The organism is Pseudomonas sp. SDO524_S393 (assembly GCF_054071875.1).
This window is the reverse complement of sequence record NZ_JBSVVZ010000048.1, coordinates 12,957-36,870: the sequence shown is the minus strand read 5'-3', so window position 1 is coordinate 36,870 and position 23,914 is coordinate 12,957. Positions and strand designations below refer to the sequence as shown.

22 protein-coding genes are annotated in these 23,914 nt (G+C 60.7%); 11 read left to right on the top strand and 11 right to left on the bottom strand.

The genetic code is table 11. The features are described from left to right. Positions 1 to 83: 83 nt before the first annotated feature. From ACW9IB_RS20065 to ACW9IB_RS20040, 6 genes are all read left to right on the top strand, one after another. Positions 84 to 386 carry a c-type cytochrome gene (locus ACW9IB_RS20065; RefSeq protein ID WP_457415114.1) on the top strand — a complete coding sequence of 101 codons (303 nt, stop codon included), beginning with the start codon at positions 84 to 86 and terminating at the stop codon, positions 384 to 386. A gap of 33 nt (positions 387 to 419) precedes the next feature. Next, complete coding sequence (locus ACW9IB_RS20060; RefSeq protein WP_457367371.1) at positions 420 to 1,025, top strand: c-type cytochrome; 606 nt, start codon at positions 420 to 422, stop codon at positions 1,023 to 1,025. Positions 1,026 to 1,194: 169 nt separating this feature from the next. Beyond that, the gene (dsbA, locus tag ACW9IB_RS20055; RefSeq protein ID WP_457367370.1) at positions 1,195 to 1,830 is read left to right on the top strand and encodes a thiol:disulfide interchange protein DsbA; all 636 of its coding nucleotides are present in this window, start codon (positions 1,195 to 1,197) and stop codon (positions 1,828 to 1,830) included. 9 nt (positions 1,831 to 1,839) lie between these two features. Then, positions 1,840 to 2,718, top strand: a complete 879-nt coding sequence (locus tag ACW9IB_RS20050) for an endonuclease/exonuclease/phosphatase family protein (RefSeq protein ID WP_457367369.1) — start codon at positions 1,840 to 1,842, stop codon at positions 2,716 to 2,718. Beyond that, complete coding sequence (locus tag ACW9IB_RS20045) at positions 2,715 to 4,766, top strand: diguanylate cyclase (protein WP_457415113.1); 2,052 nt, start codon at positions 2,715 to 2,717, stop codon at positions 4,764 to 4,766. Before ACW9IB_RS20050 ends, ACW9IB_RS20045 begins: the two co-directional genes overlap by 4 nt. Positions 4,767 to 4,866: 100 nt before the next feature. Then, a complete protein-coding gene (locus ACW9IB_RS20040; protein ID WP_457415111.1) occupies positions 4,867 to 5,643 on the top strand; it encodes an N-acetylmuramoyl-L-alanine amidase in 777 nt (258 codons plus the stop codon). Here ACW9IB_RS20040 and ACW9IB_RS20035 read toward each other — a convergent pair. Next, positions 5,640 to 7,427 carry a KinB sensor domain-containing domain gene (locus ACW9IB_RS20035; RefSeq protein WP_457415109.1) on the bottom strand — a complete coding sequence of 596 codons (1,788 nt, stop codon included), beginning with the start codon at positions 7,425 to 7,427 and terminating at the stop codon, positions 5,640 to 5,642. The two genes, ACW9IB_RS20040 and ACW9IB_RS20035, sit on opposite strands and share 4 nt — an antisense overlap. Positions 7,428 to 7,437: 10 nt before the next feature. Next, the gene (gene algB, locus ACW9IB_RS20030) at positions 7,438 to 8,784 is read right to left on the bottom strand and encodes a sigma-54-dependent response regulator transcription factor AlgB (RefSeq protein WP_457367365.1); all 1,347 of its coding nucleotides are present in this window, start codon (positions 8,782 to 8,784) and stop codon (positions 7,438 to 7,440) included. Positions 8,785 to 9,162: 378 nt separating this feature from the next. Here algB and ACW9IB_RS20025 point away from each other — a divergent pair, with 378 nt between their 5' ends. The 5 genes from ACW9IB_RS20025 (at position 9,163) to ACW9IB_RS20005 (ending at position 13,561) form a co-directional block, all read left to right on the top strand. Further along, positions 9,163 to 9,462 carry a hypothetical protein gene (locus tag ACW9IB_RS20025; RefSeq protein ID WP_457415107.1) on the top strand — a complete coding sequence of 100 codons (300 nt, stop codon included), beginning with the start codon at positions 9,163 to 9,165 and terminating at the stop codon, positions 9,460 to 9,462. 80 nt (positions 9,463 to 9,542) lie between these two features. After that, positions 9,543 to 9,707: a DUF1328 domain-containing protein gene (locus ACW9IB_RS20020; protein ID WP_003170804.1), complete on the top strand. Its 165-nt coding sequence runs from the start codon at positions 9,543 to 9,545 to the stop codon at positions 9,705 to 9,707. A 2-nt stretch (positions 9,708 to 9,709) separates the two neighbouring features. Beyond that, on the top strand, positions 9,710 to 10,177 hold the full coding sequence (locus tag ACW9IB_RS20015; RefSeq protein WP_457367363.1) for an inhibitor of vertebrate lysozyme family protein: 468 nt from the start codon (positions 9,710 to 9,712) through the stop codon (positions 10,175 to 10,177). Positions 10,178 to 10,903: 726 nt separating this feature from the next. Next, positions 10,904 to 12,235, top strand: a complete 1,332-nt coding sequence (gene gltP / locus ACW9IB_RS20010; protein ID WP_457415105.1) for a glutamate/aspartate:proton symporter GltP — start codon at positions 10,904 to 10,906, stop codon at positions 12,233 to 12,235. A 96-nt stretch (positions 12,236 to 12,331) separates the two neighbouring features. Then, positions 12,332 to 13,561, top strand: coding sequence for a nucleoside recognition domain-containing protein (locus tag ACW9IB_RS20005; protein ID WP_457367361.1), 1,230 nt, complete (start codon positions 12,332 to 12,334; stop codon positions 13,559 to 13,561). 92 nt (positions 13,562 to 13,653) lie between these two features. Here the strand turns inward: ACW9IB_RS20005 and ACW9IB_RS20000 are convergent, their stop codons facing one another. The 9 genes from ACW9IB_RS20000 to ACW9IB_RS19960 all read right to left on the bottom strand — a co-directional run bounded on the left by ACW9IB_RS20000 (position 13,654) and on the right by ACW9IB_RS19960 (position 23,766). Further along, positions 13,654 to 14,265, bottom strand: coding sequence for an ABC-type transport auxiliary lipoprotein family protein (locus ACW9IB_RS20000; protein ID WP_457415104.1), 612 nt, complete (start codon positions 14,263 to 14,265; stop codon positions 13,654 to 13,656). Then, entirely contained in the window at positions 14,262 to 15,200 is a 939-nt protein-coding gene (locus ACW9IB_RS19995) for an MlaD family protein (protein WP_457367359.1), read from the bottom strand. The genes ACW9IB_RS20000 and ACW9IB_RS19995 overlap by 4 nt, the downstream gene beginning before the upstream one ends. A gap of 1 nt (position 15,201) precedes the next feature. Beyond that, a complete protein-coding gene (locus ACW9IB_RS19990) occupies positions 15,202 to 16,005 on the bottom strand; it encodes an ABC transporter ATP-binding protein (RefSeq protein WP_071490959.1) in 804 nt (267 codons plus the stop codon). Continuing rightward, positions 16,002 to 17,150: an MlaE family ABC transporter permease gene (locus tag ACW9IB_RS19985; protein WP_457367358.1), complete on the bottom strand. Its 1,149-nt coding sequence runs from the start codon at positions 17,148 to 17,150 to the stop codon at positions 16,002 to 16,004. Before ACW9IB_RS19985 ends, ACW9IB_RS19990 begins: the two co-directional genes overlap by 4 nt. Before the next feature lie 53 nt (positions 17,151 to 17,203). Further along, positions 17,204 to 18,235 (bottom strand): DUF5924 family protein, encoded by a 1,032-nt coding sequence (locus ACW9IB_RS19980; RefSeq protein ID WP_457415102.1) that lies wholly within the window; start codon positions 18,233 to 18,235, stop codon positions 17,204 to 17,206. 68 nt (positions 18,236 to 18,303) lie between these two features. After that, complete coding sequence (locus tag ACW9IB_RS19975) at positions 18,304 to 19,689, bottom strand: M16 family metallopeptidase (protein ID WP_457415100.1); 1,386 nt, start codon at positions 19,687 to 19,689, stop codon at positions 18,304 to 18,306. Positions 19,690 to 19,746: 57 nt separating this feature from the next. Continuing rightward, positions 19,747 to 21,405, bottom strand: coding sequence for a Na/Pi cotransporter family protein (locus tag ACW9IB_RS19970; RefSeq protein WP_457415098.1), 1,659 nt, complete (start codon positions 21,403 to 21,405; stop codon positions 19,747 to 19,749). 221 nt (positions 21,406 to 21,626) lie between these two features. Continuing rightward, positions 21,627 to 22,394 (bottom strand): TerC family protein, encoded by a 768-nt coding sequence (locus ACW9IB_RS19965; RefSeq protein WP_457367354.1) that lies wholly within the window; start codon positions 22,392 to 22,394, stop codon positions 21,627 to 21,629. A gap of 64 nt (positions 22,395 to 22,458) precedes the next feature. Next, a complete protein-coding gene (locus ACW9IB_RS19960; RefSeq protein WP_457367353.1) occupies positions 22,459 to 23,766 on the bottom strand; it encodes a CitMHS family transporter in 1,308 nt (435 codons plus the stop codon). Positions 23,767 to 23,914 lie beyond the last annotated feature (148 nt).

The following is a 23,914-nucleotide window of genomic DNA, read 5'->3' as shown; positions in this document are numbered from 1 at the left end:
CGAAGGATGAGGTTCACGGGAGCGATAGACCTATATTGCGCATTAGAACGCAAAACGCTCTCAAACCCTGAAATGGTCGACGTATGACCAAGTGGTTGCTGGCTTTCGGTGTCCTGATTCCGTTTTACGGCGCTCAGGCTACACAGGATCCGGAAGCGGTGTACAACCGAGTTTGCGTGGCGTGCCATGCCGGCCAACTGCCCAATGCCCCCAGGCGGGGTGACCAGGCAGCCTGGGCGCCAAGACTGGCGCAGGGCATGGACACGTTGGTGCAGCACGTGACCCAGGGTTTCAAGGCAATGCCGCCGCGTGGTTTGTGCATGGACTGCAGTACTGAGGATTACCAGGCCATCATTGAGTTGATGGTGAGTAAACCCGGTAGATAACTCTTAAACCCTTAGCCGTAGTTGGATTAGCTGATGAACAAACTGATCGTGAGTCTGCTGTTGACCTTGGGCATCACCGGTGTTGCCCATGCTGCAGGCGACGCCACTGCGGGCCAGGCGAAAGCCGCCGTGTGTGGTGCTTGCCACGGGCCGGATGGCAATAGCCCGGCGCCAAACTTTCCCAAACTGGCGGGCCAGGGCGAACGCTACCTGACCAAGCAGATGCACGACATCAAGGACGGCAAGCGCACGGTACTGGAAATGACCGGCTTGCTCGCCAACTCCAGCGATCAGGACATGGCCGACATTGCGGCGTATTTTGCCAGCCAGAAGGGCAGTGTGGGAGCTGCCGATCCAAACGTCGTGGCGCACGGTGAAGAACTGTTCCGTGGTGGCAACCTGGAAAAGGGCATGCCTTCGTGCATCGGCTGTCACTCGCCTAACGGCGCAGGCCTTGCCGCTGCTGGCTTCCCGCACTTGAGCGGCCAGCATGCGCAGTACATCGCCAAGCAACTGACGGACTTCCGTGAAGGTAATCGCACCAACGACGGCGATGCCAAAATCATGCAAACCATCTCCAATAAAATGAGCAACAAGGACATTGAGGCACTTTCCCAGTACATCCAGGGTCTGCACTGATACAAATACGACGGTTAACGCTCGATTAATCTCTCGATGCAAGCATAAAAAGGGTGGCTCCGGCCGCCCTTTTTTGTGGCTGGTGCCGTTACACTAACGAACTCATGCCCGCGCAGACCTGTCACAACAAAGGTCGCGTGAGGCGACTTTATTTGTCCAGGAGTAAAGCATGCGTAATCTGATCCTCAGCGCCGCTCTCGTCACTGCCAGCCTCTTCGGTGTGACCGCGCAAGCTGCCGACGTGCCGCTTGAAGCCGGTAAAACCTACGTTGAATTGGCCAACCCGGTGCCTGTCTCGGTACCCGGCAAGATCGAAGTGGTGGAGCTGTTCTGGTACGGCTGCCCGCACTGCTATGCCTTTGAGCCGACCATCAACCCATGGATCGAAAAACTGCCTGCCGACGTGAACTTCAAACGCATTCCCGCCATGTTCGGCGGCCCTTGGGATGCCCACGGCCAACTGTTCCTGACCCTGGAAGCCATGGGTGTGGAGCACAAGGTTCATAACGCCGTGTTCAATGCGATCCAGAAAGAAGGCAAGCGCCTGACCAAGCCGGACGAAATGGCTGACTTTGTAGCCACCCAGGGTGTCGACAAGGACAAGTTCCTGGCCACCTTCAACTCCTTCGCCATCCAGGGCCAGATCAAGCAGGCTAAAGAGCTGGCGCAGAAGTACGGTGTGCAAGGTGTACCGACCATGATCGTCAACGGGAAATACCGTTTCGACCTGGGCACTTCCGGTGGTCCTGAGCAGACTCTCAATGTTGCCGACCAGCTGATCGCCAAAGAGCGCGCAGCCAAGTAAGGGGGCTTCATGCGCCGCCGAGGTACCGAACGTGTCGTTGGCCTGCATGACCCGCAGGTCAATGAGCATCACCTGGAGTCCACGGGCCTGCCGGCAGACAGTCGGCTGCGTCTTCTCAGCTTCAATATCCAGGTGGGTATCAGCACCGAAAAATACCGGCACTATCTTACCCGTGGTTGGCAGCATCTGCTTCCTCATCATGGGCGTGCCGGTAATCTGCAAAAGATCGGCGACCTGCTCAACGACTTCGATCTGGTTGCCTTGCAGGAAGCCGACGGCGGCAGTTTGCGCTCCGGCTATGTCAATCAGGTCGAACACCTGGCCCAGCTCGGCGCATTCCCCTACTGGTATCAACAGCTCAATCGCAACCTTGGGCGCCTGGCTCAGCACAGCAACGGCGTGCTCAGTCGCCTGAAGCCGACGGCCATTGAAGATCACCCATTGCCGGGCCCCAAGGGCCGTGGCGCGATCCTCGTACGCTTCGGTGAAGGCCCGGAAGCTTTGGTGGTGGTGATGATGCACCTGGCGCTGGGTGCACGTACCCGCACCCTGCAATTGGGCTATATCCGCGAGCTGATTGGCAGTTACAAACACCAGGTGTTGATGGGTGACATGAACACCCATGCCAACGACCTGTTGCAGAATTCTCCGTTGCGTGACCTTGGGCTGTTGGCACCGCAAGCCGAAGCAACCTTCCCCAGTTGGCGCCCGCAACGCTGTCTTGACCATATCCTGCTCAGCCCGACCCTGACACTCGAAAATGTGCAAGTGCTGGCGCAGCCCATCTCCGATCACCTGCCGGTCGCGGTAGAGATTCGTCTGCCGGGTTCGCTCACGGTTGATGCATTGCCCGCGCTGAGCCCAGGCCCTCGCGGACCCCTTGCATGAGCGACGACGCCCAGCGCTGGAAAGAGAAATACCTAAAAAGCATCGAGCAGCAAGAAAAACTCGAGCGACGCTGGGCTGCGCGCCTCGACCTGTTGCGTCGTGGTCTGGTGCGCAGCACGCTGGCGGCTGAAGGCACCGACCGCGCGGTCGACCAATGCATGAAGGAAATGCGCGACGTTGTCCGAACGGACGATATGGACGCCGCCCTTGCCGCCTTGTTGCCGCGCTTGGAAAAAGCCGTGCTCGACTCGGAGCAGCGTCGCGAAACCCGGGTTGATCAGATCAGCACGGCGTTGACCTCGTTGGTCGCACAACTGCAAAAGCTGCCGCTGCCCCGCGAGGTGGCCCGCCCGTTGAAGACCTTTGCCAAGCAGTTGGACAGCCGTGTCGGACAGGCCCGGGAAATTCCGCTGCTGCTCAGTGAGTTGAGTGGCTTGCAAGGGCAGGCACTGAACAATCTGGAGCCGGAGGGCGAGGCGTCACGTGCTGCGCCGGGTCTGCTGCAACGCTTGTTTGGTGCCCGTGACGTCGCGAACGAACCCCAGGCAAGCGAGCCCGTATTGCCTCAGGTTACGCCACCGACTACGCCCAAGCCGGTTTCCGAGCCCGTGGAGCCGGAGTCCTCCGAAGAGCTGAAACAAGCCTTGCGCGCCTTTGCACCGTTGCCTCAGGTTGAGGTCAATCCGCAGCCGGAACCGGTTGCAGTGAGCAAGGCTGTCGAGGTTGTTATTGACGCGCCGGTCTTCGAGGCGCCAGTGCAAGCGGCACCTGTTGCCTTGCCGGCGCCACCTGTGGAGCCTGTGATCGAGCAACCGGTGGAGGTTGTGGCACCCGAAAGTGCGCTCGCGGCCTTTATCGAAAGCCCGCCTGTGCAGGTCGATACACCGGACGAAACGGTGATCGGCAGTCTTTCCCTCCCACCTGTGCAGGAAAAAGAAGAGCCCGACCCCGATGAGCTGCAATCGGATAGCGGCTATGCCCTGCCCGACACGCCGGAGCCTTCCTACAGCTCCGTGGCCAAGCACATCGAAGACACCCTGTTGGGCCTGCTGGAAGACCTGTCCCTACCCGAGCGCCACCGACCCCAGGCCGAGGCCATGCGCGAACGTCTTGCCCACGGCTTGAATTGGTACGAACTGCTGCCGATCCTCGATGATCTGGCGGTGCTGATGCTGGCGATCACCGACAGCGGCCAGCATGAGTTCGAGGCTTACCTCAAGCAGCTCAATGAGCGGCTCGAGGCGTTCCAGGGGCATTTGCAGGTCGCCAGCGAGGGGCATGCCGACAGTAGCTCCGCCGCGCGCGAGCTGGATACGCAGATTCGTGAACAGGTCGACGGGTTGCAGAGCAGCGTACAGGACGCCGCCGACCTGGATAGCCTCAAGCAGGTGCTGGAGAGCCATCTCGAGGGACTGCTCGGTACCATGGACGAACACCAGCGCCAGCGGGACCAACGCGAACACGAAGTGGCGGCACGTCTAAAGGGGCTTGCGGAGCGGGTGGCCAATATGGAGCAGGAGGCCCAAGGGTATCGCGAACACCTGGAAGTGCAACGCCAGAAAGCTCTGATCGACCCTCTTACCGGCCTGCCCAACCGTGCCGCCTGGAGCGAGCGCCTGGATTACGAGGTCAACGCCTGGCACCAGCATGGCAACAGCCTGTCGCTGGCCATGCTGGACCTGGATCACTTCAAGCGCATCAACGACGGGTATGGCCATCTGGCCGGTGACAAGGTGCTGAAGATCATCGCCAACGTGCTGCGCAAACGCCTGCGCTCCACCGACTTCATTGCGCGCTTTGGCGGTGAGGAATTCGTGCTGCTGATGCCCCACTCGACCCTGGCGGATGCCTTGGCCGTAGGTGAGGTCCTGCGTGCCGCGATCGAGGCGTGCCCGTTCCATTTCAAGGGCGAGCCGGTGACCATCACGGTCTCCATGGGGGTGGCACAGTTCGAGCCGGGCGAGCGCAGCGAGCTGGCGCTCAAGCGTGCCGATGATGCGCTTTACCGAGCCAAGGCCTCGGGGCGCAATCAGGTGAAGGCGGCCTGAAAGTTGTTCCATTTTGTATATAAAGCCCGGATTTGACCGCCGGGCTGCAAGCCGTACGTTACACTGTTGCATTATCGTCTTCAGTGTAATGCCTTCCGCCATGAAATCCTTGTTCTACGCCTTTGTCTTTCTCCTGCTCGCCGGCTGCGCCAGCGGCCCGCGCATGGACACCAGCCACCCTTCGGTCAACCACGATAACCGCGTGCAGTTCATCGTCGTTCACTACACCTCAACCAACCTGGAACGCTCCCTGGCACTCCTCACCCACGGGCAGGTCAGCAGCCATTATCTGATCGGCGATGACGCCTCCGGCACCATCTACAAGCTGGTGGATGAAAGTCAGCGCGCCTGGCACGCGGGGGAAAGCGAGTGGATGGGGCGCACCTGGCTCAATTCCAGCTCTATCGGCATCGAAATCGTGAACCCCGGCTACAAAGACACACCCACTGGCCGGGTGTGGTACCCCTACTCCGAGGCGCAGGTGAAGTCCCTGGTGGTGTTGATCAAGGACATCAGCAAGCGCAACGGGATCGACCCAAAAAACATCATCGGTCACAGCGACATTGCGCCGCTGCGCAAACTGGACCCTGGCCCGCTGTTCCCGTGGAAGCGCCTCGCTGCAGAAGGGTTGGGGGTCTGGCCGGACGCCCAGGCCGTGGCGCGTTTTCAGGTTGAATACGCTGCCGAAATGCCCAGCATCACCTGGTTCCAGGAAGAGCTGGCCCAATTGGGCTACCCGACACCGCAAACCGGTGAGTTGGATGTCGCCACGCGCCACGTGATTGCGGCGTTCCAGATGCACTTCCGCCCGTCACTGTTCGATGGCACGCCGGATGCTGAAAGTGCCGCTATCCTGCGAGCGTTGAACCGTCGCTAGAGCGGTAGCGCCATATAGAACTGCGTACCCTGCCCCGGCCGTGAATACACCCCCATGCGGCCGCCGTGCAGTTGCACGATTTCCTTGCACAGTGCCAGGCCCAGGCCTGCGCCGCCTTTCTTGCGGCCAACCTGAACGAAGGGTTCGAAGATCCGCCCTTGCTGCCCGTAGGCAATGCCCTCGCCGTTGTCTTCGACGCTGATGATTACTCGTTCGCCATGGCGTCGTGCTTGCAGATGAATCTGTCCGCCTTCAGCCGTGTGTCGCAGTGCATTGCCCAGCAGGTTGTCGAGTACGCGCTCCAGCTGTGCCTGGTCGGCATACAAATGGGGCAAGTCGGGTTGCACCTCTACCAGCAGTTCGATGTGTTGCGCGTTGGCCGGTTCGGCAAAGCGCGCTTGGGCATGTTCGAGCAGGTCAGTGACATCACAGGGTCCCAGGGTCAGCTTTTGCAGGCCGTTCTGGTAGCGCGAAAAGTTGAGCAAGTCATTGATCAACTGCATCAGGCGCTGCATTTCTTCGTTTACCGTATCCAGCAGGTCTGCTTCGCGGGACTCTGTCGGAAACTTCGCGCGCTCACGAAACAGGCCGAAGGCCATGTGCATGCCGGTTACCGGGGTGCGTAGTTCATGGGACGCGCGCAAGACGAATTCACTGCGTACGCGTTCGAAGGCGCGTTGCTCGGTCACATCATGCAGCACCATCACGGCGCCGAGGATATGCCCCTGAGTGTGGCTCACCGGCGTCAGGCTATAGGTCAGCAGGCGCAGCTCGCCGTCGACTTCCACTTCCAGGTCTTCTGGCGCCCGTTCCAGGTTGCCGCCTCGCAGTACCAATTGCAGTTGCTCGTCGAGCTCCGGGCGCACCAATGCTTCGCCTAGTCCTTGGCCGAGTCGTTCCTCGTCCCAGCCCAGCTGGCGCTGTGCCACGGGGTTGAGGTGTTCCAGGCGGCCTTGGCGGTCGATCATCAACAGGCCGTCGTCAATGCTGTCGAGCACGGCTTGCAAACGCTGCTGGCCGGCCAGCAGTTCGTCTACGTTGGTTGCCTGATGCTGGCGCAGCGCTTCGGCCATGATGCCGAAGCGACGAGTCAGCTGGTTCATCTCGGCGGCCGAGGAAATCGGTAGCGTCACCTCAAAATCGCCCTGCCCGATCCGGTCTGCGGCCTTGGCCAGTGCTTCGATCGGCCCGCCGAAACGTCGCGCAATACCATGGGCCGTGACAAAGCCGATGATCAAAACCGCAAGCCCCACCAGCCCTAACAGGCCGGCGATCAACAGAGCCCGCTCGCGGGACTTGTGTTCGCTGCTACTGATGTTCGCCAGCGCCTGTTTGTGCTCGGCGATCAGGCCATTGCGCAGAACATTGAAGGTTTCGGTGAGTTTCTCCTTGCTGCCGGAGGGCGGCGAGGCTTGCTGGGACTCATCGAATGCGCTCAACAGGTTCTGATAGTCGACGCGGGCCTGGCTGAAGCCAGTGCTTTTGCCGTCTCGCTGCTCGTGGGCGATGCCTTGGTCAAGCAGGTCGAAGTAGCGCTGCTTGGAGTTTTGCAGTGCTTCGGGGTCAGGGCGTTTCTCCAGCATCATGATCAACTGGTCGCCCAGGCTCTGGCGCAGTTTGAGTCCCAGGTCCAGGGTGATGAAGTTACTGCGAATCAGCGATTCCTGGCTCTTGGCCATTTGCATGACGCTGACCAGCCCCAGGATCAATCCCAGCAGGGCGACGGTAATCAACGCTGAAATACTCAGGAACAACCGAGTGCGCAGTTTCATCGCAAGTTTCATAGGGTGTCGCTCACAGGTTGTACTGTTTGCGTTTGCGGTACAGCGTCGATGCATCGATGCCCAAGGTGCGTGCCGCCTGGTCCAGAGTGTCGCTGGTTGCCAGTACTGCGCCGATGTGCGCCTTCTCAAGCTCATCCAGACTCAGCGCCGCACCGATGCGAGGGGCATTGTTGGTCGGCTGTTCGGCCATCCCGAGGTGGCTGATTTCGACCTTCTCCTGCGCACAGATAATGCTGGCGCGCTCGACCACGTTGCGCAACTCGCGGATATTGCCCGGCCAGCGGTAATTGAGCAGTGCCTCCCGTGCCTCATCGCTGAAGCCACGGGCCGGTCGCGCGTATTCCTTGACGAAGCGCGCCAGGAAGCGGTCGGCCAGGGTCAGGATGTCTTCGCTGCGCTCGCGAAGGGGTGGCAGGTGCAAGGTGATGACGTTGAGGCGATAGAGCAAGTCTTCGCGAAAGCGCCCTTCGCGCACCATGTCTTCGAGGTTCAGGTTGGTGGCGGCGAGGATACGCACATCGGCACGTCGGGTGACCGGGTCGCCCACCCGCTCGTATTCCTTGTCCTGGATGAATCGCAGCAATTTTGGTTGCAATGTGAGGGGAAAATCGCCGATCTCATCGAGAAACAGCGTTCCTCCATCCGCCTGGTTCACCCGGCCCAGGGTGCTCTCGCTGGCGCCGGTAAATGCGCCGCGGCTGTGGCCGAACAGCTCGCTTTCCATCAGTTCCGCCGTAAGCGACGGGCAGTTGATGGTCACGCAAGATTTTTTCGAGCGCTTGCTCCAACCGTGGATGGCCCTGGCCAACTCGCCCTTACCGGTGCCTGACTCACCCAGGATCAGGATATTCGCGTCCGTACCCGCCACTTGGCGCGCGGTTTCCAGCACCACCATCATCGATGGGCTGTGGGAGTCGAGACCGTCCTTGGATTGACGGACTTCGCCTTCCAGCGCTTCCAGTCGCGCGGAGAGCTGACGCACCTCCAACTGCTTGGCGGTGGCCAGGCGCAGTTGATCAGGGCTGCAGGGTTTGACGAGGTAGTCGGCGGCACCCGCCTGAATGGCATCGACCGCCGTATCGACCGCCGAATGGGCCGTGACGATCACCACGCGCATCCACGGGGCTTGAATCCGCATCTGGGCCAGTACGTCCAGGCCATTGTCTTCGCCCAGACGAAGATCCAGGAAGCATAGGTCGAACACTTGGCGTTGCATCAGCGCATCGGCCTGGGCGGCACTGTTGGCGGTGGCTACGGTATAGCCTTCATCTTCCAGGCAGTAGCGGAAAGTGCGAAGGATCGCGGATTCGTCATCCACTAAAAGAATGCGGCCTTGAAGCTCCTTGGCTGATTCCATCTGTCCCGCGCTCCTTAATATTGAGTGATCTTGGTTAGTCCCGGAATAATCGGGCAAGTTGCATGGTTTATTCTGATCGATAAACGGCCTGGCTGTGCATCTATTCTGCGTGACTGCCCGCAAAGCCCCGGCTGATGGCCTTTTCATGCCGTCTTGCCACTTCGGCAGCGTTCCACTCCCTTTCGATCCATCGAGCCGACCGCTGGTGATCGTGCATTTCGCACGGCCCTGGGCGGGTCATCGTGCAGGATGCTAGGCGTATGGACGATCGATAATATTTAACTCTTTGATTTTGTTAGGTTTTATTTTGTAAAAAACCTGGCATGCGCTCTGCAATACCTCTCCCAACGAATAATCAGAATGCGGGAGAAATGCAGCATGACTCGCCAAGCCCTCAGCCAGTTGTACGTATCGCCCCTGCGCTTGCAGCAAGGCCTGTTCGCCAGCCTGGCCCTGATGGTCACTTTGATTGCCAGCCAACAAATCCAGCATTGGCAGCAGAGTCAGCAGCAAATCCCGCAATTCTCGCGCCCGGCCATGACCCAGACCCACTTCCGTCCTATTGAGAGCCATTCCGTTGGCAGCGCAGTTGCAGATGTGACGGCGCCACAGTTGAGAGTGGCTGGGCAAGATTCCACCCTGAACGCGCTCCCTACTGAGGAACGCTGGGTGTTCTAAGCAAGAAAGACGACCGTTTGTGTTGAGCGTCCGTCTGGCACTACCGCTGTTACCTCTATGAAAGCGTAAGGAGAATCACCATGTTGAGTTGGGCAATCACATTTCTGATCATCGCCATTGTGGCTGCTGTCCTGGGCTTCGGTGGTATCGCGGGCACCGCCACGGGTATCGCCAAGATCCTGTTTGTCGTCTTCCTGGTGATGTTCATCGCTTCGTTCTTCTTTGGTCGTCGCGGCCGAGGCTGATTATGACCACTCTGTCCCTCAAGGCCATGGCTGCCGTCCTGCTTCTGGGCGGCAGTGGCTGGGCAATGGCCGCCAACGACGGCCAGGCCCGGGCCAACGAATTGCTCACTGCGGACCCGCAGTACCGCGAAACCTGGCAAGGCGTGGTGAAGAAAGAAGAGCGCCTGCCCGAGTGGGTAATGAACCTGTCGGGTGCGGCGGAGCAAATGAACGCCGTTGAAGAAGATGGCGATAAGTACTTGGTCGGGCCACTCTGCGAAACCGCAGACAGTTGTCTGAACAAGCGCTTGATCGTGGCCTTCAGCTTCGACAAGAAAGACGCCTACGCCATGTTGGTGGAGGTTCCTGCTGGCCTGCCGGCGGACAAATCCCCCACGCGGCACGCCGATTACCGATACATCGGTAAGCCGGATGAAGGCATGCAAAAGCTGCTGATGGAGCAGCTGAAGAAAGACCCGAATTGGTACTAGGTTCCGTCCGACGCTTTAGTCGGCCACGGAGCCTGCGTCCATAGAAAGAAGCCTCACGCTTCTTTCTGTCTGCGCCGCTCGCCAAGGGCGGTGCATGACCAGGGGGCCGGGTTGTTCTGATCGAATGGGATCGGCGTGACCTACGGGTACAGGGAGTGCCTGCGCAAGGGCCGGGTCAGGCGAAAAGCTGCGACGCAAGTTCACAAGTCCGAGGCTTGCTGAACTTGCGACGGGCTTGTGTCTGTCATTTTCGCGCTCATGCATCGCATAGCCGAGAATTCCAATTTTGCCTGTCGCGAACCGTTGCCTGGTGTTTCGCGGCGACCATCTATCGATAAAGTTTTGCCTGCGTCATAGGACATTTCTGACGTGGCACACCTGAATTTCCAGACATTTCCGCCAACGGTCCCGAGACGTCCTGAATCTCTGCGCGAGCCGGTTTTGGCCGGTTCACGGCATATTTGCCGGCAAAAAAGTCACATTTGTACTGACCGTTTGGACAGATATTTCCAAAAAAACTCATGCCGATTATGCATGGGGTAGGCGTTTACGGCATTAGACGTCGATCCCTTGCATCGGAATAGTTGCGCCTTTTTTCGCCTGCCGGTAAGCCATTTCGGCCATGCGGCGGTGACCTTCTACGGAGGCCGATGCACACATTTTTTCGCTCCCGGGCGTTCCAGATGGCGCATCTGCCTTAAGTCCACTTGAAGTAAGGGTAATGACATGAAGAAGGCAAAGCTAAGCCTCGCCTGGCAGATCCTCATCGGCCTGGTGCTGGGGATCGCAATCGGCGCAGTGCTCAACCATTTCAGTGCTGAAAAGGCCTGGTGGATCAGCAATGTGTTGCAGCCGGCGGGCGATATCTTTATCCGCCTGATCAAGATGATCGTGATCCCGATTGTGATTTCCTCGCTGATCGTCGGCATTGCCGGTGTCGGTGACGCGAAAAAGCTTGGGCGTATCGGTGTCAAAACCATCCTTTACTTCGAAATCGTCACCACCATCGCCATCGTGGTCGGTTTGTTGCTGGCAAACCTGTTCCACCCGGGTGCCGGCATCGACATGAGTACCCTGGGTACCGTCGATATTTCCAAGTACACCGCCACTGCGGCGGAAGTGCAGCATGAGCATGCGTTCATCCAGACCATCCTCAACCTGATCCCGTCGAACATCTTCGCCGCCGTGGCCCGTGGCGAAATGCTGCCGATCATCTTCTTCTCGGTGTTGTTCGGTCTGGGCCTGTCGAGCCTCAAACCCGAGCTGCGCGAGCCGCTGGTGAATATGTTCCAGGGCGTGTCCGAGAGCATGTTCAAAGTCACCCACATGATCATGAAGTACGCCCCGATCGGCGTGTTTGCGCTGATCGCCGTGACCGTCGCCAGCTTCGGCTTTGCCTCCCTGCTGCCGCTGGCCAAGCTGGTGATCCTGGTTTACGTGGCCATTCTGTTCTTCGCCTTTGTGGTACTGGGTCTGATCGCACGCCTGTTCGGCTTCTCGGTGATCAAGCTGATGCGCATCTTCAAGGATGAGCTGGTGCTGGCCTACTCCACCGCCAGCTCCGAAACCGTGTTGCCACGTGTGATCGAGAAGATGGAAGCCTACGGCGCGCCCAAGGCCATCTGCAGCTTCGTGGTCCCGACCGGTTACTCGTTCAACCTCGATGGTTCGACGCTCTACCAGAGTATCGCTGCGATCTTTATCGCCCAGCTGTACGGCATCGACCTGTCGATCGGCCAGCAACTGATGCTGGTGCTGACCCTGATGGTTACCTCCAAAGGCATCGCCGGTGTGCCGGGTGTGTCTTTCGTGGTGCTGCTGGCCACCCTGGGCAGTGTTGGCATTCCGCTGGAAGGCCTGGCGTTCATTGCCGGCGTCGACCGTGTGATGGACATGGCGCGCACCGCTCTGAACGTGATCGGCAACGCTCTGGCCGTGCTGGTCATCGCCCGTTGGGAAGGCATGTACGACGAGGCCAAGGGCCAGCGCTACTGGAACTCCCTGCCGCACTGGCGCAGCAAGGAAGCCTTGCCGGTCGGCGAGATCAGCCGCGGCTGATACGCGTGTGATGCTGAACAAACCCCGGAAAATCCGGGGTTTGTCGTTTCTGCCAGCCCCGCTATCATTCGCCCCATCATTCGGGGGATTCAACTGATGCTCAATGGCCTGTGGCTTGGCTTCTTTGTCGTGGCAGCGGTGTCGGCACTGGCGCAATGGCTGGTCGGCGGTAACGCCGGTATTTTCGCGGCGATGGTCGAAAGCATTTTTGCCATGGCCAAATTGTCGGTGGAAGTGATGGTGCTGTTGTTCGGCACCCTGACCTTGTGGCTGGGCTTCTTGCGCATTGCCGAAAAAGCCGGAATCGTCGATTGGCTGGCCAAGGCCCTTGGCCCGCTGTTCCGCCGCCTGATGCCGGAAGTGCCTGCCGGCCACCCCGCCATCGGCTTGATCACCCTCAACTTTGCCGCCAATGGACTGGGCCTGGATAATGCCGCGACGCCCATCGGCTTGAAAGCGATGAAGGCGCTGCAAGAACTCAACCCCATCCCCAACACCGCGAGCAATGCGCAGATTCTGTTCCTGGTGCTCAATGCGTCCTCGCTGACGCTGCTGCCGGTGACTATCTTCATGTACCGCGCGCAGCAAGGCGCGCCGGACCCGACGCTGGTGTTTCTGCCGATTCTGCTGGCCACCAGCGCCTCGACCCTGGTCGGCCTGTTTTCGGTGGCGATCATGCAGCGCCTGCGCCTGTGGGATCCGGTGGTGCTGGCCTACCTGATTCCGGGGGCGCTGGTGCTGGGCGGTTTCATGGCGTTGCTGGCGACGCTGTCTGCCACGGCGCTGGCGGGTTTGTCGTCGATCCTCGGCAACCTCACGCTGTTCGGTCTGATCATGCTGTTCCTGGTAATCGGCGCGTTACGCAAGGTGAAGGTGTACGAGGCGTTTGTCGAAGGCGCCAAAGAAGGCTTCGACGTGGCCAAGAACCTGCTGCCTTACCTGGTGGCGATGCTGTGTGCCGTCGGCGTGCTGCGTGCGTCCGGCGCACTGGACTTCGGCCTGGAAGGCATTCGCCATCTGGTGGCGTGGACCGGCCTGGACACGCGCTTCGTCGACGCCTTGCCGACGGCGATGGTCAAGCCGTTTTCCGGCAGTGCCGCGCGGGCGCTGCTGATCGAAACCATGCAGACCCAGGGTGTGGACAGCTTCCCGGCACTGGCGGCGGCGACGATCCAGGGCAGCACGGAAACCACCTTTTATGTGTTGGCGGTGTACTTCGGCTCGGTAGGCATCCAGCGCGCCCGGCATGCGGTGGGGTGTGCGTTGCTGGCGGAGTTTGCCGGTGTGGTGGCAGCTATTGCGGTGTGCTACTGGTTCTTTGGTTAAGGCTTGAATTGATATCGCAGGCAAGCCGGCTCCCACATTTGACTGGTTTACAAATCAAAAATGTGGGAACGGGCTTGCCCGCGAAGAGGCCCTCAGCGTTTCGCAGCACTATTGCCTTGCTGCACCACCCAATCCACCACCTGCTTGTTCAACTGATCCCCCGCCCGCCCAAACGTGGCCACCACCTCCGGCACTTGGGTATCTGCCACCGGCTGCCTCACCTCAAACCGCCGACTGGCAATGATCCGCTGATCACTCCCACGCACCAACCGCGCATCCAGTCGAATCACTACCTCCACCGCGCTGCCGTGGTATTCACTCTGGAACGCCTGCAATTGCCCGCCCAGCTCATAGTCGGCCTGCAGATTGGTCTCGTCGGTACTCAGCAGCGTCACTCGGCCATCGCGCTGGAAACCATCCATGAAGCGGTTGCGCAGCAGCACGGGCGCGGGATCGCTCCAGCGCGACTGTGCATAGCTGCTGATCAGATCGCCATTGGGCACCACGGCGATGCGCGGGCTGTCGAGAAACTCGCTGGTTTGCGGCTTGTTCACACGCAGTGACCAACTGACTGGGGTGCCCTGGCTGGACGTCTGTGCGCTGGCCAGGCGATACACGTTGGAAGGGTCGGCTTTGGGCAGGATTGAGCACGCGCTGATCAGGGCCAGCGCCACGGGGACGATCACTTGATAAGCACGCTTCATGGCGTGAACTCCTTGTTCTTGTCGCTGCCCAGCAGGTAACCGCTGGGGTTGGCTTCCAGGCGGCGGGAAATGGCGCGCAGCGACGCGAGGGTTTCGCGCAGTTCGCGCACCGCCGGCGCCAGTTCATTGAGGCCCTGCATGCCGCTGTTCACCGAGTCCTTGTTGTTGCTCAGCAAGGTGTTGATGGTGGCGGTGCTTTGCTCCAGGGATTTCATGGCTTGCTCCGCGCTGCCGAAGGCTTGTTTGCCTTGCTCGTTGAGCAAGCCATTGGCGTTGCGCATCAACACGGTGGTCTGTTCCAGCGCTGCGCTGGCTTGTTTGCTCACCTGTACCAGTTGTTGCATCACCACCTTGATATCGCCGCGCTGGTCGGCAATGGCGCCGGTGGTTTGTTGCAGATTGTCCAGGGTGTTGCTCAGGCGCTCGACGTTCTCCCGGGAGAACATGTGATTGGCGTTGTGCAGCAGCAGGTTGACGCTGGTCATCAGGTCGTTGCTGTTATTGAGCAGGCGCGCGATAGGCGACGGCGAGGCGATGATCTGCGGCAATTCGCCGTCCTTGCCCTTGAGTTCGGGGCTTTGCGGTGTGCCGCCACTGAGCTGGATGATCGAGGTACCGGTGATGCCGGTGAGTGCGAGCTTGGCCTGGGTGTCTTCCTTGATCGGCGTCTGGCCGGCCAGGCGGATGCGGGCCAGGACGCGGCGCGGGTCTTTAGGGTCCAGGCGCAGGCTGGTGACGTCGCCCACCTTGATGCCGCTGTACTGCACGGAACTGCCCTGGGACAGGCCGCTGACGGCTTCGTTGAAGATCACTTCGTAGTCCTGGAAGGCCGTGTCGACGCTGGATTTGGCCAGCCACAGGCCAAACAGCATCGCGCCGACCACCACGATCACACTGCACAAACCGATCATCACATGATGGGCTCGGGTTTCCATGTCATACCTCGTTGAGCGATTGGGCGGCATCCAGTGCCGCGCGGCCTCGGGGGCCGTGGAAATACTCGTGAATCCAGGCATCGTCCGTTTCCGAGACGACATCGATGGCGTCGGCCACCAATACCTTCTTCTGTGCCAGCACCGCCACGCGGTCGGTGATGGTGTACAGCGTGTCCAGGTCATGGGTGACCAGAAACACACTCAGGCCCAGCGCGTCGCGCAGGGTCAGGATCAACTGGTCGAATTGCGCCGCGCCGATCGGGTCGAGCCCGGCGGTGGGTTCGTCGAGGAACAAAATGTCCGGGTCCAGCGCCAGCGCGCGGGCCAGTGCGGCACGCTTGATCATGCCGCCGGAGAGCGACGCCGGGTATTTGTCGGCGGCGGACAACGGCAGTCCGGCCAAGGCCAGTTTGACCGCCGCCAGATGCTCGGCGTCGCGGCGGCTGAGACCGGCGTGTTCGATCAACGGCAGTGCGACGTTTTCGGTCACCGTCAGCGAAGAGAACAGCGCGCCCTTCTGGAACAGCACACCAAAGCGCCGTTCGACCAGGGAGCGTTCATGTTCTGGCAGGCTTGGCAGGTTCTTGCCGAATACCCGCACTTCCCCTTCGCTGGGGCGGCGCAGGCCGACGATGCTGCGCAGCAGCACCGACTTGCCGCTGCCGGAGCCGCCGACCACTGCCAGGATCTCGCCTTTGTACAAGTCCAGGTCGAGGTTTTCGTGCACGCTCTGGCTGCCGAAGCGATTGCACAGGCCGCGCACTTCAATCACCGCCTCGCTGGGCGCCCGGTGTAGCCGACTCACCAGCCCATCTCCATGAAAAACAGTGCAGCCACCGCGTCCAGCACGATCACCACAAAGATCGATTGCACCACACTGGAGGTGGTGTGGGCGCCGACCGACTCGGCACTACCGCTGACCTTGAAACCTTCCAGGCAACCGATGGCCGCGATCAGGAACGCGAAGATCGGCGCCTTGATCATGCCCACCACAAAGTGCTGCACGCCAATGTCCGAATGCAGCACCGAGAGGAACATCGCCGGCGAAATATCCAGGGCCACGGCGCACACCACGCCGCCGCCGATGATGCCCGAGAGCATCGCCAGAAAGGTCAGCATCGGCAGCGCCACCAGCAGCGCCAGTACGCGGGGCAGCACCAGCAGCTCCATCGGGTCCAGGCCCAGGGTGCGGATGGCGTCGATTTCTTCGTTGGCTTTCATCGAGCCGATCTGTGCGGTAAAGGCACTGGCGGTCCGGCCGGCCATCAGGATGGCGGTGAGCAGTACGCCGAACTCGCGCAGGAACGAGAACGCGACCAGGTCGACGGTAAAGATCGTGGCGCCAAAACTTTCGAGCACGGTAGCGCCGAGAAAGGCCACCACCGCGCCGACCAGAAAGGTCAGCAAGGCCACAATGGGCGCGGCGTCGAGACCGGTCTGTTCGATATGGGCGACCATCGGTGTGACGCGCCAGCGCCGGGGCCTGAGAATGCTGCGGGCGAAGGTCTCGAGGATCAGGCCGACGAAGCCCAGCAGTTTCTTGCTGTCTTGCCACACGGTGTCCACTGCCCGGCCGATCCGCGCCAGCACCTGGATGCCAGTGGCTTCTTCCGGTGCCTTGTCCGGCACGCAGAAATCATTCAGGGAGCGGTAGACGGTCTTGAGCAGTGCGCGGTCGGCGGCGGACAAGCTGCAATCGTTATGCTCGGCGGACTGTTCGATGCGGGTCGGGCCCAGCAGCTCCACCAGCAGTGACGCCCCGGCGGTGTCCAGGGCACCGAGGCCATTGAGGTCAATGCGGGCACCGGCATCGTACTGGCCGTCGAGGGTGTCCGACAGCTTCTTCAGGTGGGTGTAGTGGGCAAGTGTCCAGTCCCCCGTAATCCTGAGTAACGGAGGAACGGAGGACGTATCGAGGTGGGCTGCGCCGGCCATCGTACTGTTGGTCATAAGCTCCGAGCGTGTCTGCTATCCACAATTCCTACGTAATAGCACGATCCGGCCTACTTTGGGTTGTCCGTTTGTGCTGTGTCCGTCACGTTGAATCGCAATACCCCGATCACCTGTCCGTCCTCGGTCAGCACCCGCACTTGCCAGCGGCCCACGGCATCCGTCGGGAAGTTCTGCTTGTGGGTCCAGGCGCGATAGCCTTCCTTGCGTCCGCCGTGGATATCCAGGGCAATGCGGTCGACCTCTTTGCCGTTGAATTTCCACACATGGTAGATCCGCTCATCCAGCCCGCGCGGGGCGTTGATGGCGGTGTAGGCGTAGAGTCCGCCGCTGCGCAACTGGGCGGCGTTGACTTCCTTGAGGTCATCGCCGGGCGTGCGGTCCTGCAGTTGGGTGCTGATAGCCACTTCGGTCATCCACAGGGTGGCCGGCGGCACCCAGCTGCGCAGGAACCAGCCGGCGCAGCCGATCGCCGCGGTGACGCCCAGCAGCATCGCCCAGCCTTTGAGGCTGCGCAGCGGCAGGCTCACTGCCAGGCTCGGGATCGACAAGGCCATGGCGACGCCGAGGGCCAGTTTGTAACTCTCGGCGGTGGTCAGGTGCAGGATGATCGGCAGCGCAGTGAGCAGCGCGGCGAACAGGGTCAGGGTGTGCAGCGCGAGAAACAGCGAGCGCTTGGGCGCCAGCCATTTGTAATACAGCGGGTCAGTGATCGACACCAGCGCCGCCGCGCCGAGCAAGCCGGTGAACACCGATTGCCCGCTATTCCAGGCGGTGGTGACGAAAAAGAATGGCAGCACGAAGAACAGACTTTCCTGGTGGATCATCTGGGTCGCGTAGCGCAGCAAGGGTTCGGGAATTTCGCGCTTGAAGACTTTGGTGAACAGCTGGGTAAAGCTGTTTTCCAGCATCAGCCACAGCCAGCTCACCAGCATGATCACCGCGATCCAGCTGGCCATGCCCTGCTGGCGGTCCACCAGGATGAAACTGCACACGCCCGAGATAAAACCGCCGAGCGCAATCACCCCTGGGTAGCGCTTCATCAGTTCAAGGATGCGCTGGATATGGCGGGTCAGGTTCGGCATTCGGCGGTTCACAGTCTGGGTAGGAAAAATCCCCGACAGAATAACGCCTTAGCCCGTCGTTCGGTGCCTCATTGCGCAACTCGTTTGCGATAAGACCGCACGCCGATCAGCACAACGGTGATCAGCCCGAGCATGGCGGCACCGATCCAGGTCAGCGTGTCATAGCTGAGCAGCGGCTTTTCGATGCGCCAGTAGCCCGGTTGGTTGAGTACTTGGCGCAAAGCCTGGTTGGTTTGCTTCAGGCTCACCGCCTTGATGCGTTTGACCGGGTCACTGAAGTGGCCGTTGTTGTAGTCGCCGGATGCGCTCCAGTAGTAATCGGCCAGGGCGCTGTTGCCTTGCACGGCCCAGGCCTGGCGGGCGATGGCGGCTTGTTGCAGGCGGGCGAAGACCGTTGGATCGAGGCCGTTCTTGAGCAAGTCGGCCTTGAGATCGCGCAGCACCTGTTCGGCTTCGGGGAGGTTTTCGCGCTCGAGATCGGCGTTCAGGCTGAGGAAGCCGACGCCACCGAGTACTTCCCGTTCGCTCCAGGGACCGTAGGACAACGCGTGCTTGAGGCGCAGTTGGCGGTACAGCGCCCAGTCGAAATAGTCCTTGAGCAAGTCATAGGTTTCATCGTGCTGATCGTCCAGTACCGGCTCGGGGAACAGCCAGTGCAGCTTGGCGCCGTCACCGAGCCAGCCATGGATCAGTTCGCGGCGGTCGGCGGCGGCGTGCTGGATTTCAGGGAGTGGCAGGTGTTCGCTGGGCTCTACCGGTTCGAGCTGGCCGTAGGTACGTTCCAGGTAGGCCGGCAGCAGCTTGTCGAGGTCGCCGACGATGATCAGGGTCATGTTGTTGGGCGCGTACCAGTTTTTGCGCAGGCTCTCCAACTGGTCGCGGGTCAAGTGATCGACCTCGGCGCGCTCGGCGCATTTGAGGCCCAGTTCGACTGCGAGCTGGTTGCTGGCGTTGTGGCCCAGGTCCTGGCGATCCAGCAGGCGTTGCAGGTGTGAGTAGTGACCGCCGTCCTCACGTTCGACCACCTGTTTGGCGGCCTTGATATTTGCATCGGTCAGTTCGGTACGGGTCAGGATTGCCAGCAGCAGGTCGAGCACTTTGCGCTGGTTTTGCGCAGGCGCCTCGATCACGAAGGTGGTGTCGGCATTGCTGGTGTAGGCGTTCCACTCGCCGCCCAGGGCTTGCATGCGGTCTTCCAGATCGCCCTCGCCGCCGCCATCGATGCCGCTGAACAGCAAATGTTCCAGCAGGTGCGGCAGTTCCTTGTCCTCGCAACGGAAGTCATCCAGGCCCACGCCGACCACCAGGCGGATGGCCACATGCCCGCGCTCGGTGCCCGGTTTGAGCAGCAATTGCAGGCCATTGGGCAGGGCGTAACCCTCGACTTGCAGGCGGTCAAAGGCAAAGGTGTGGGCAGAACCCACGAGCAGGCAGGCAAGTAACAGGCGACGCATAACAAGCTTCCTGGCGAGTGAGGTCAGTGTTAACTGACTTCACGGGCCATCATCCGTTCAGGGCGAATGTGTGATGTCGGCAATATCTTCGGCGGAGAGTGCGCCGGTGTCGGACGTTTCCAACACTACATAGGCGCTGCTGCAAAACAGTGAATTGAGGCGCTTCATGTCGGCAATCAGTTCCAGGTGCAGCGAGCTGGTTTCCAGGCTCTGCACGATTTTGCGTTGCAGGCGGCTGACGTGGGCATGGGCCAGGCGGCGCTCCTGGGCGCGGAAGCGGCGTTTCTCACGCAGTAACTGGCGTGCGCTTTCCGGGTCGGCGCTGAGGAACACCGACAGGCCCAGGCGCAGGTTGGCGATCAACTGGCTGTGCAGGCCGGTGAGTTCTTCCAGGCCGACTTCCGAGAACTGCCGGCGTTGCGAGGTTTTCTGCTGTTGGACTTTGCGCAGCATGCGCTCGATCAGGTCGCCGGCCAGCTTGAGGTTGATCGACAGCTCGATGATTTCCGCCCAGCGCCGGCTGTCTTGCTCGCTGAGGTCCTCCCGGGGCATTTGCGCCAGGTAGAGTTTGATCGCGCTGTACAGCGATTCGACGTCATCGCTGAGGCTGCGCATTTCCTGGGTGATGGCGGTTTGTTTGCCGCGCAACACCTCCTGCATGGCGCCGAGCATATTGTCGATCAGGTCGCCCAGGCGCAGGGTTTCCCGCGCCGCGTTGGCCAACGCCAGGCTGGGCGTGGTCAGGGCGGCCAGGTCGAGGTGGCGCGGCTTGGCCTTGCCGTTGCTCTCTTCGCGCTCGGGCAGCAGCCAGGCACACAAGCGTGCCATCGGGCTGATTGTGGGCAGCAGGATCAGGCAACGACTGACGTTGTAGAGCAGGTGGAAGGTGATGACCATGCCTTGGGCGCTGTAGTCCAGGCCATCCATCCAGCGTACGAGCGGATCAAGGACCGGGATGATCAGCAGCAGGCCGATCAGTTTGTACAACAGGCTGCCCAGGGCCACCTGACGACCGGCGGCGTTTTGCATGCTGGTGCTGAGAAAGGCCAGCACACCGCTGCCGATATTGGCGCCGATCACCAGGCCGATGGCGACGTGCAAGCCGATTACACCGGCACCGGCCAGGGTGGCGGTCAGCAGGACGGCGGCCAGGCTGGAGTAGGAAATCATCGCGAACAGGGCACCGACCAGGGCGTCGAGCAGGATGTCGCCGGTCAGTGACGCGAACAGCACCTTCACGCCCTGGGCATGGGTAATCGGCCCGGCCGCTTCGACGATCAGTTGCAGGGCGAGGATGATCAGCCCGAGGCCGATGCCGACACGTCCCATCTGCCCTGCCCGCGTCTGCTTGCGCGACAGGAAGAAGATCACCCCGAGAAAGATCAGCAGCGGCGACAGCCAGGACAGGTCAAATGTCAGTACCCGCGCCATCAGTGCGGTACCGACATCGGCGCCGAGCATGGTGGCCAATGCGGGGGTGAGGCCCATCAGGCCCTGGCCGACAAAAGACGTGACCAGCATTGCGGTGGCGTTGCTGCTTTGCACCATGGCGGTCACCAGGATGCCGGCGACAAATGCCAGCCAGCGCCTGGACATGTTTTGCCCGATGACTTGACGCAAGTTGGAGCCGTAGACCCGCAAGATGCCGGTACGGACGATGTGCGTGCCCCAGATCAACAGGGTCACGGCGGAAAGCAGATTGAGCAAGGTCAGCATGCTCGGCCCCCCGTGTGGGTGCGCCCCAATCAGGGCGAAGGAAATTTGCCGCGTGCCGCTCTACGTCTTGTACTTAAGCTGTAGTTGGCGAATGGGCTCTGCGCCAGCATCGCATAGCTGAAGTGGGGATTGAAACAAAACTGTCATGAAACCTGCGGGACGCAGAGCGTCCCACGAGGCATTCCCACGCAGAGCGCGGGAATGATCACGCGGCGTTCGGGTTATTGACCCGGAATGTCCTTGCGCAGTTTCACCGGGTCCTGTTGTTTCTTCTTTTTCGCGATGGCGGTGCGCATCTTGATGTTCACCGCTTCCACCGCCAGCGAGAACGCCATGGCGAAGTAGACGTAGCCTTTTGGTACGTGCACGTCGAAGGATTCGGCGATCAGCACGGTACCCACTACCAGCAGGAACGACAGGGCCAGCATTTTCAGCGACGGGTGCTTGTCGATGAACGCGCTGATGGTACCCGCGGCCAGCATCATCACCAGCACGGCGACGATGATTGCGGCAACCATGACCGGCACATGGGAGACCATGCCGACAGCTGTGATGACCGAGTCCAGGGAGAACACGATGTCGATGATCGCGATCTGCACGATGGTGTAGATGAACTTGCCGCCGGCGCCTTTCGGTTCGTCGTGGGTTTCATCTTCGCCTTCCAGGGCGTGGTACATCTCCTGGGAGCTTTTCCACAGCAGGAACAAGCCACCGAAGAACAGGATCAGGTCGCGACCGGAAATGCCCTGGCCGAAGACCACGAACAGGTCGGCGGTGAGTTGCATGACCCAAGTGATCGACAACAACAGCAGGATTCGCGTGACCATGGCCAGCGCCAGGCCGAAGATCCGGGTGCGGGCCTGCATATGCTTGGGCATGCGGCTGACCAGGATCGAAATCATGATGATGTTATCGATGCCCAGGACGATCTCGAGGGCCGTCAGGGTGAAGAAGGCAATCCAGATTTCCGGATTGGTCAGCCATTCCATGTGTATTCCTTTGAGCAAGTGTTAAACCGCGCCAGCTGCAGCGCCGCGCGGTGAGTCGGTAGGATTATAGAGTGCTGAACAGCGGAAAAATCCCCATCAGCAAAGCGGCGAACATTATGCACAGGCACACCAGCACTGCCCACTTCAGGGTAAAGCGCTGGTGATCGCCAAATTCGATCCCCGCCAGGGCGACCAGCAGGTAAGTCGAAGGGACCAACGGGCTGAGCAAGTGCACGGGCTGGCCAACGATGGAGGCACGGGCCATTTCCACGGCGGTGATGCCATAGTGGCTGGCGGCTTCGGCCAGTACCGGCAATACGCCGTAGTAGAAGGCATCGTTGGACATGAAGAAGGTGAACGGCATGCTCACCAGCGCAGTGATCACTGCGAGGTAAGGACCCATGGCTTGCGGGATCACGGCCAGCAGGCTCTTGGACATGGCGTCGACCATGCCGGTGCCCGACAGAATGCCAGTGAAGATACCGGCGGCGAAGATCAGCCCGACCACGGCGAGTACGCTGCCGGCGTGGGCGGCGACGCGGTCTTTTTGCTGTTGCAGGCACGGGTAGTTGACGATCATCGCGATACTGAATGCCACCATGAACAGTACAGGCAGCGGCAGCAGGCCGGCGATCAGCGTGCACATCAGGGCGAAAGTCAGGGCGCCGTTGAACCAGATCAGCTTCGGACGGCGGGCGTCCGGGTACTGCGACACGCTGATTTCGCTGTGGTCGATTTCATCGCCCTGCAGGTGCAGTTCACCCAGGCGTGCCCGTTCGCGTTTGCCGTACATATAGGCGATCACCAGGATCGCGATCACACCCGCCAGCATCGCCGGAATCATCGGTACGAAAATATCCGAGGGGTCGACATGCAGCGCACTGGCGGCACGGGCGGTCGGGCCGCCCCAGGGGGTCATGTTCATGACGCCACCGGCGAGGATGATCAAGCCGGCCATGATCCGCGGGCTCATGCCGATGCGCTGGTACAGCGGCAGCATGGCGGCCACGCAGATCATGTAGGTGGTGGCGCCGTCACCGTCGAGGGACACGACCAGGGCCAGCACGGCGGTACCAACGGATACTTTCAGGGGGTCGCCCTTCACCAGTTTGAGGATCTTGCGCACGGCCGGGTCGAACAGGCCGGAGTCGATCATCAGGGCAAAGTAGAGGATGGCGAACATCAGCATCACGCCGGTCGGCGCGAGCTTGGTGATGCCTTCGAGCATCATCGGGCCGATCTTCGGCGCGAAACCACCGAACAGCGCGAACAGGATCGGCACGATGATCAGGGCGATCAGCGCGGACAGGCGCTTGGTCATGATCAGGAACATGAACGTAATGACCATGGCAAAGCCAAGGAAAGTCAGCATAGGAGTACTCCAGGCGTAGCGCGGCTAGGGAATGGCGAACCGGGTCGGGTCAGCGCAGAACGAAAGTCACGAGACGTGCGGGTGGAGTCGGGGCAAAAAGGCGGGTAGGAGCGGACATCGGGAATCACCATTGTTGTTGTTAACAGCC